At 47.6% G+C, this 9,032-nt stretch carries 6 protein-coding genes and 1 tRNA gene; all 7 read left to right on the top strand.

What is annotated here, in order from left to right; genetic code table 11:
- The first annotated feature begins 117 nt into the window (after positions 1-117).
- The 7 genes from Q0698_RS12545 to Q0698_RS12515 all read left to right on the top strand — a co-directional run bounded on the left by Q0698_RS12545 (position 118) and on the right by Q0698_RS12515 (position 8,876).
- A tRNA-Leu gene (locus Q0698_RS12545) sits at positions 118-202 on the top strand.
- Between the two features lie 263 nt (positions 203-465).
- Positions 466-1,782: a trigger factor gene (gene tig, locus Q0698_RS12540; RefSeq protein WP_298637019.1), complete on the top strand. Its 1,317-nt coding sequence runs from the start codon at positions 466-468 to the stop codon at positions 1,780-1,782.
- Positions 1,783-1,940: 158 nt separating this feature from the next.
- On the top strand, positions 1,941-2,573 hold the full coding sequence (clpP, locus tag Q0698_RS12535; protein ID WP_298637018.1) for an ATP-dependent Clp endopeptidase proteolytic subunit ClpP: 633 nt from the start codon (positions 1,941-1,943) through the stop codon (positions 2,571-2,573).
- 64 nt (positions 2,574-2,637) lie between these two features.
- Positions 2,638-3,924: an ATP-dependent Clp protease ATP-binding subunit ClpX gene (clpX, locus tag Q0698_RS12530; RefSeq protein WP_298637017.1), complete on the top strand. Its 1,287-nt coding sequence runs from the start codon at positions 2,638-2,640 to the stop codon at positions 3,922-3,924.
- A gap of 184 nt (positions 3,925-4,108) precedes the next feature.
- A complete protein-coding gene (gene lon, locus Q0698_RS12525; RefSeq protein ID WP_298637016.1) occupies positions 4,109-6,508 on the top strand; it encodes an endopeptidase La in 2,400 nt (799 codons plus the stop codon).
- A 139-nt stretch (positions 6,509-6,647) separates the two neighbouring features.
- Entirely contained in the window at positions 6,648-6,920 is a 273-nt protein-coding gene (locus Q0698_RS12520; RefSeq protein ID WP_121876212.1) for an HU family DNA-binding protein, read from the top strand.
- Positions 6,921-7,013: 93 nt separating this feature from the next.
- Complete coding sequence (locus tag Q0698_RS12515; protein ID WP_298637015.1) at positions 7,014-8,876, top strand: SurA N-terminal domain-containing protein; 1,863 nt, start codon at positions 7,014-7,016, stop codon at positions 8,874-8,876.
- Positions 8,877-9,032: the final 156 nt, after the last annotated feature.

The following is a 9,032-nucleotide window of genomic DNA, read 5'->3' as shown; positions in this document are numbered from 1 at the left end:
GTGAAATTGGTATACACGCCAGATTTAGGTTCTGGTGCCGCGAGGCGTGAGAGTTCGAGTCTCTCCATCCCCACCATATTTCGATGTTAATTAGAGCAATCGCTCGGCCCTATAGATGGGGATGTGGTGAAATTGGTATACACGCCAGATTTAGGTTCTGGTGCCGCGAGGCGTGAGAGTTCGAGTCTCTCCATCCCCACCATCTATTTTTCCTTCTCGATAAAACTTTATTTTCTAATCAAAACTTCATTTTTTGTCTCGCTTTAGCGTAAAACTTAATTCCCATTCAGTGATTATTTTTCGCCTCTTAGCGCTCGTTGTCTTGACCTGAACAGGCAATTACCTATAATGCCTCGATTCGATTTAGCAGTCGTAGCTGTCTGTGGTTGTTTGCGATAGCTACTTATTATTAGCGGTGCCAATAGAATCACCGCGCACGTATTATTTTTAGAGGAAAAGCGATCCATGCAGGTATCTCTTGAAACGACTAGCGGCCTAGAGCGTCGTATGACTGTCACAGTTCCATCAGCGAGCGTTGATGCTCAGGTGGAAGAGCGTATTAAACAGGCTTCAAAAACTGTCAAAATCAACGGTTTCCGTAACGGTAAAGTTCCTCTGAAAGTTGTTAAGCAGCGTTTCGGTGGTGGTATCCGTCAAGAAGTTTTGGGTGACGCAATCAACCGTGCTTTCTACGAAGCGGTTCAAGCTGAGAAAGTTCGTCCAGCTGGCGCGCCGAACATCGAGCCTAAGAACCTAGAAGAAGGTTCTGATATCGAGTTTGTTGCCACGTTCGAGGTTTACCCTGAGATTGAACTTGCTGACATGTCAGCGGTTGAAGTCACTAAACCCGTTGCAGAAGTTAACGAAGACGACATCAACAACATGATCGAAATCCTTCGTAAGCAGCAGGGTGAGTTTGTAGAAACTGATCGCGCTGCAGCGGAAGGCGACAAAGTTAACATCGACTACCTAGGCACCAAAGACGGCGAAGAATTCGAAGGCGGTAAAGCTGAAGGTTCTGACTTGACGCTAGGTTCTAAGCAGATGGTTACGGGTTTTGAAGACGGTATCGTTGGTATGAAAGCGGGTGAAGAGCGCACGATTGACGTGACCTTCCCAGAAGAGTATCACTCAGAAGAACTTAAAGGCGCAGCCGTTCAGTTTGCTATCAAGCTAAACAAAGTTGAAGCGCAGCAGTTGCCAGAACTCAACGAAGCGTTCTTCGAAAAGTACGGCGTTGCTGAAGGTGGTGAAGAGAAGTTCCGTGAAGAAGTCGCCGCCAACATGGCGCGTGAACTTAAAAACGCGGTAACTAACAAAGTTAAGACTCAGGTAATGGACGCGCTTGTTGAAAAGCATGAGTTTGACGTACCTAGCGCGCTACTTACTAACGAAATCGCGCAGCTTCGTCAGCAGATGATGCAGCAGTTTGGTGGCGGTCAAAACATCGATCCATCAATCCTTCCCGACGATCTATTCAAGGACCAGGCTGAGCGTCGCGTTAAGCTAGGTCTTGTGATGGGCGAAGTGATCGCTTCTAAGAAGCTAACTGTTGCTCAAGATCTTGTTGATGCGAAGCTTGCGGAAGTTGCTTCAACTTACCAAGATCCACAGGAAGTCATCGACTACTACAAAGGTAACCAAGAGTTACTTTCAGGAATTCAGAACGTGGTTCTTGAAGACCAAGCAGTAGAAGCTATCATCGCGGACGTGAAGGTAGTTGAAACTGAAGTAAGTTACGACGAGGCTATTAAGCCTGCTGATCAAGCTGCTAACGCTTAAGATTCAGTAACTTCTAAGAAAACCGCGGCAGCTTTCGAGCACCGCGGTTTTTTTATGCATTTTCCGCAGTAATTGGCACTGTACAAGCACTAGTGCTTGCGTCTAAGCTCTACAGTACAGAGTAAAACTAATTAACGTCGATAAGGGTTCCCTTTCATATGCAGAATTTTGATCACAACAAAACGAGTATCGACCCGCAAGCGCTAGGCCTGATCCCAATGGTGGTAGAGCAGTCTTCGCGTGGTGAGCGTTCCTATGATATCTATTCACGGTTACTCAAAGAGCGTGTGATTTTTGTGGTTGGTCCCGTAGAGGATCACATGGCAAATCTGATTGTGGCGCAGTTGTTGTTCCTAGAGTCGGAAAATCCAGACAAGGATATTCACCTGTATATCAATTCACCAGGTGGTTCAGTAACGGCTGGTATGTCAATTTACGATACCATGCAGTTCATCAAACCGGATATCAGCACAATTTGCCTGGGTCAGGCCTGCAGTATGGGTGCTTTCCTTCTTAATGCGGGGACCCCTGGTAAGCGCTTCTGCCTGCCGAATTCTCGCGTGATGATTCACCAGCCATCGGGTGGCGCACAGGGCCAAGCTTCAGATATTCATATTCAAGCCCAAGAGATTCTTAAAATCCGTGAGCGACTAAATCAGCTGATGGCTGAGCATAGCGGACAGTCGCTGGAGCGTATTGAGTTAGATACTGAACGTGATAATTTTATGAGTGCTGACGAGGCGAAGGCCTATGGCTTAGTAGACGAGGTTCTACTTAAGCGACCTGTTTAGGGTTGAAATTTACAGCATGAAGCCTCATCTTAGTGGTAGATGAGGTAATCTTCGGAGTAGTTAAATGTCTGATACAAACACTGGAAAAGGCGACGATAACGGCAAACTTCTGTACTGCAGCTTTTGTGGTAAAAGCCAGCATGAAGTGAAGAAGCTAATCGCAGGGCCCTCCGTATTTATTTGTGACGAATGCGTCGACCTCTGTATCGACATCATTGATGAAGAAATAAAGGGAACTCCTGCTGAGACTACCGAGAGTAGCTTACCGGTACCCCACGAGCTAAAAAACTCGCTCGATGATTATGTCATCGGTCAAGACTTTGCTAAGCGCGTCTTAGCCGTAGCGGTTTACAATCACTACAAGCGCTTGCGCAAAGATGTGAAAACCAGCCAAGAGGGTGTTGAGCTGGGTAAATCGAATATCCTGCTAGTTGGCCCTACCGGTTGTGGTAAAACGCTACTCGCTCAGACACTAGCGCGTACTTTGGATGTACCGTTTACCATGGCTGACGCGACGACGCTAACCGAAGCAGGCTACGTGGGCGAGGATGTTGAAAATATCATCCAGAAGTTGCTGCAAAGTTGTGACTACGATGTCGAGAAAGCTGAGCGCGGTATCGTTTACATTGACGAGATTGACAAGATTACTCGCAAAGCGGAAAACCCATCCATTACCAGAGATGTCTCGGGTGAAGGTGTTCAGCAAGCATTGCTTAAGTTGATCGAGGGTACCGTTGCCTCTGTGCCGCCACAGGGTGGCCGTAAGCACCCTCAGCAGGAGTTTCTGCAGGTTGACACACGGAACATACTATTCGTCTGTGGTGGCGCTTTTGCGGGGCTAGATGGCGTTATTCGCGATCGTACCGAAAAAGGCGGCATTGGTTTTGGGGCGGAAGTGAGTTCTAAGAGCGAAGGTCAACTATTCGGTGATGCGATTAAAGGTTTAGAGCCAGAAGATTTGGTTAAATTCGGATTGATTCCTGAATTCGTTGGTCGTCTGCCAGTGATTGCCACGCTAGAAGAGTTAGATGTGGATGCTCTGGTGCAAATTCTAAGCGAGCCTAAGAACGCCTTGACCAAGCAGTATCAACATCTTTTCGAGATGGAAGATTGCGAACTAGAATTCCGCAGTGAGGCACTTCGAGCGGTCGCTGAGAAAGCGTTAGAGCGTCATACCGGAGCTCGAGGCTTACGCTCTATTCTTGAAGGCGCTTTGTTGGAGACAATGTACGAACTGCCATCGCTGACGGATGTGATTAAGGTAGTCGTCGATGAATCGAGTATTCGCGGCGATAGCAAACCGCTTATGGTCTACAAACAGGATGAACAGAAAGCGGCACCGAGCGCTTAACGCTCAGCCGTTGGTTAATTGAAAAGGCGAGCTAGGGCTCGCCTTTTTTGTCTCTGAAATTCATTAAATCAAAAAGATTTGGAGGGGAGGCTTGTTTTTTCGGCACTTCGCCCTCAAATAAGAACATAGAAGCTATCATAAAACGTGGATGCCCGATGAGTTGGTATCGCGGTCAGGAGAAGAGATGTCAGAGTATATTAAGTACAGCTTGTTACCACTTCGTGACGTAGTGGTTTATCCCCACATGGTTACTACTTTGTTCGTTGGCCGTGAAAAGTCTATCGCGGCGCTCGAAGAAGCTAACGAAAACGATAAGCGCTTATTACTGTCGGCGCAGAAGAATGCGGCCGATGACGAACCGAGTGTAGAGACTATTTACACTACCGGAACGATTGCACAGATTCTGCAGATGCTGCGGCTACCAGATGGCACGGTAAAGGTGTTAGTTGAGGGAGTCTCTCGAGCCGAGTTGAAGGATATTGAAGAAGACGGACGCTGTTTCTACGCGGCTGGTCGTGTTATCGAATTGCCGGACGAAGACAGTTCGCAAAATGAGCGAATTATTAACTCGCTTAAGGAACAATTTGAGCAATACGTCGGTCTCTCGAAAAAGGTGCCTACCGAAGTTCTCACATCATTGAGCGGCATTGAAGATCATTCGCGGTTAGTCGATACCATGGCGGCTCATATGTCGCTGGATTTGGCACAAAAGCAGGAAATGCTTGAGGTGATCACGGTGCCAGAGCGCGCTGCGTTTCTGATGGGTGTCATTGATACCGAAGTTGATTTGTTTCAGGTTGAAAAGCGCGTCCGCGGTCGCGTAAAGAAACAGATGGAGCGCAGCCAGCGCGAGTACTACTTAAATGAGCAGATGAAAGCGATTCAAAAGGAATTGGGTGGCATGGATGACGCGCCTAATGAATTTGAACAGCTAGAAGAGCGTATTCAGGAAGCAGGGATGACCACCGAGGCGTTTGATAAGACTAACGCCGAGCTTTCCAAGCTTAAAATGATGTCACCTATGTCTGCCGAAGCGTCAGTTGTCCGTGGTTATATTGACTGGATGGTAGGGGTGCCTTGGAAGAAGCGCTCAAAAGTTCGTCACGACTTAACTAAGGCGCAGGCGACACTTGAGGCAGATCACTATGGTCTTGAGGAAGTCAAAGATCGAATACTGGAATATTTGGCGGTTCAGTCTCGTGTTCGTAAGCTAAAAGGGCCTGTACTGTGCTTAGTGGGCCCACCTGGGGTGGGTAAGACTTCCTTAGGCGAATCCATCGCTCGTGCGACGAATCGTAAGTTTATTCGTATGGCCCTTGGTGGTGTGCGTGATGAAGCTGAAATTCGTGGTCATCGACGCACCTACATTGGCTCTATGCCAGGAAAGTTGGTACAAAAGTTATCAAAGGTTGGTGTCAAGAACCCATTGTTCCTGTTGGATGAGATTGACAAGATGGGCATGGATAATCGTGGTGACCCAGCCTCGGCGCTGCTAGAAGTCCTCGATCCCGAGCAGAACAGTACCTTCAATGATCACTATCTTGAAGTGGATTACGATCTCTCTGATGTCATGTTTATCTGTACCTCGAACAGTATGAATATCCCAGGGCCACTGCTGGATCGAATGGAAATCATTCGTATCCCAGGGTACACAGAGGATGAGAAATTGGCGATTGCTGAACGCTACTTGCTCCCAAAGCAAATTAAAGCAAATGGTTTAAAGGATGGCGAAATACAGGTTGATTCCAGCGCTATTCTAGGCCTTATTCGTTACTATACTCGCGAGGCTGGGGTTCGAGCTTTAGAACGCTCTCTCGCTAAGTTGTGCCGCAAGGTCGTCACTGCGAAGGTTCGCAACGGTGATCAATCGCTACTGACCATTAACGACGACAACCTCGAAGAGTTCGTAGGGGTTAGAAAGCACTCCTATGGGATGGCTGAGGCCGAAAACCGAATCGGTATGGTCACTGGGTTGGCATGGACTTCGGTGGGTGGTGAGCTTTTGACGATTGAATCAGCAGTAATGCGTGGTAAAGGGCAAATCGTTAAAACGGGTTCACTGGGTGACGTGATGCAAGAATCGATTGCTGCAGCGACCACTGTGGTTCGTACTCGCGCGCAAAGTTTGGGGCTGTTAGGTGACTTTAATCAGTCCGTTGACCTCCATATTCACGTCCCTGAAGGTGCTACACCGAAGGATGGACCGAGTGCGGGCATCGCGATGGTGACAGCAATGACCTCAGTTTTGACAAATATTCCTGTTCGGGCGGATGTTGCGATGACCGGTGAGATTACGCTTCGCGGTGAGGTGTTGCCCATCGGCGGTTTGAAAGAAAAACTACTCGCCGCGCGCCGTGGTGGAATCAAGATTGTGCTGATTCCTCATGAAAATACGCGTGATTTAAAGGAAGTTCCCGACAATATTAAGGAAAATCTCGACATTCGCCCAGTTAAGAATATTGATGAAGTTCTTTCAATTGCGCTTGAATCAAAGCCCGTTGCACTGAGTGATGAGGATTTTAATCGCGTTCAAAAAACGAACGAATCCGAGAATAAAGGTGAAAGCAATGTGAATCGGCATTGAAACATGCTTGACCCGTGGGATTACACTTGTTATAAATTCTCACAGTGACTAGTTACAACAACGGTTGTGGCGGTAGTTACGAAAACAAAAACTAACTTTAAATTAACTACAAACCACACGAATCTAAGAGGGGTGTAGAGTGAATAAATCTGAGCTAATCGATGCAATTGCAGAATCAGCAGATCTTCCAAAAGCGGCTGCTGGTCGCGCGTTGGATGCTACTCTTGAAGCTATTACGGGTACTTTGAAGGGCGGCGATTCTGTTGTTCTTGTAGGTTTTGGTACATTTACTGTTAAAGATCGCGCTGCACGTACTGGTCGCAATCCTCAAACAGGTGCAGAGATTCAAATCGCTGCAGCAAAAGTACCTTCTTTCAAAGCTGGTAAGGCACTGAAAGACGCGGTTAACTGATTGAAATAACCTTTACGGTTTTTTTCAGGCAGTCATAGAAAAGGCGCAGCCGTTAGAGACTGCGCTTTTTTTTTATTTATGTGTGAGTAACAAATGCTTCAGAAAATTCGAAACAACACCCAAGGTATCGCAGCGTATTTCGTTGCTGGTATTCTAGTAATCGCCATGGCAGCTTTCGGCGTTGGCCCTTTGCTTGATTCAATCGGCGGTCCACCTAACGCAGCTGAGGTGAATGGAACCGAGATTGCAGAACCTACTGTCGCGATAGAAGTTCAACGTCAGAAACAACAGCTCTATCAGAGTGGCGTCTCTGATATCAGTGATGATGTCCTTCGTGAAGAGGTACTAGATCGATTGATCGGTGCAGAGCTCCTTACGCAGGCAGCAGAAGAGCTAAATCTAACGGTATCAAAAACCGTTATAGATCAACAAATTGTATCGAATCCTGCCTTCGCGGGTATTGATGGTTACGACCCAAATACATTCAGCATGCGTATTGCGCAGCTTGGCTACACGCCTCAGGAATTTGTTGACGCGCTGAGTCGCGATTACACAGTACAGCAATATTTCACCGCTGTTACGAACACTTCCTTCCTAGGTAACGAGCAAGTTGCTGCGTTAGTAGCGATTATCGAACAGAATCGAAGCTTCGAATATGGCGTGATAGACGCAGCGGACACAGACGGCATTGTTATTGATGAAGCCACGCTTGAAGCGCGTTACAACGAAAACCTCGAGCGCTTTTTGACTGAAGCTCAAATGACTGCTCAGTACGTGAAACTTGAGCGAGCGGAGCTTGCTGCGTCCGTTGAGGTCACTGACGAGGACCTTCAGCGCGAATTCGAAGTTACTCAATCCAATGTCGATGCACAAACACTAAAGCTTGTGGCTCACATCCTTGTTACACCTAAGGATGATGGCTCAGAAGCTGCTACGATTGCCGATATTGAGGCGGCGCTAAGTCGTGGTGAGGATTTCGCCGAGTTGGCTTTGAACTATTCCGATGATTTCGCCAGCGCAGAGATTGGTGGTGAAATTGGCCAAACGGATGGTACTGCCTTTGATCCGGTCTTTGAGGATGCGCTTGACGAGCTAGCTATCGGTGAGGTTTCTGGTCCAGTAGACACTGACTTCGGTACGCATTTCATTAAACTTTTGGAAATCGATTCGGCTGAACAGCTTAGCTTTGAAGATGCCCGCGATGAGCTAGAAGAGCGTATTCGTAACATGGAAGTCGATCGTATCTACGCGGTTGAGCTTGAGTCGCTTCGCGATGCAGCGTATCAGTATGGTGATCTTGAATCGCTGGCTGAAGCACTTGAATTAACGCTTTACGACACTTCTGCATTCACACTCGATAGTGGTGAAGGGATGATGGCGAACGCTGAGCTACGCGCCACAGCGTTCGCGAGCGATGTTCGTGAAGATGGTCTTATCTCTGAGGTTGTGGAAGCTGAAGAGGGTGTTGCAGTGGTAGTGGCGATGCAAAACTTTGAGCCGGCTAGGGTGATGAGTTTGGACGAAGTTCGCGATGAGCTTGTTGCAGAACTTACTGCCGAAGCCGCTTCGCAGCGTGCTAAAGCGTTGGCTGATACCCTTGTTGAGCGCGCTCAGTCTGGGGCTACACTAGAAGCCTTGTTCGCTGAAGTGGGTGTTGAGTGGTTAGTTGCCCGTGAGCTTACTCGAAGCATGGTGACTGTGGAGCCTGAAATTAACCAGGCGGCGTTTAAGTTGCCAATTAATGTGTCTGGCGAACGCGAATACAGTGCTGTGACATTGCCTTCAGGTCGCGTTGCAGTATTCGGTTTAATTGGTGTTGCTGACGGATCATACAATCCTGAAGAAGCGGCGCAGTTAGATATGATGATGCAGTTCTTTGATAATATGTATGCGGCTGCAGAAGCAGAGGCGTTACAAGAGGCCTTGTTTGAGAATGCAGCAATCGAGCGCCGCTAATACTGAGTAAATAGCTGAGCTACTGGCCGTTAAACGCCTTTAGCGCTAAAGCGTTTAATAAAGACCCGAACTAGCAATGCTAGCTCGGGTCTTTTTGTTTCGACAATTAGGGAAAATTTTAGCTTGATAAGCTCTACCTAGACGAAGAAGCGTAAA

The sequence above is a fragment of the uncultured Umboniibacter sp. genome, assembly GCF_947497555.1.
Classification (GTDB): Bacteria; Pseudomonadota; Gammaproteobacteria; order Pseudomonadales; family DSM-25080; genus Umboniibacter.
The sequence above is the reverse complement of the archived record's forward strand: the minus strand, read 5'-3'. Positions and strand labels throughout refer to the sequence as shown.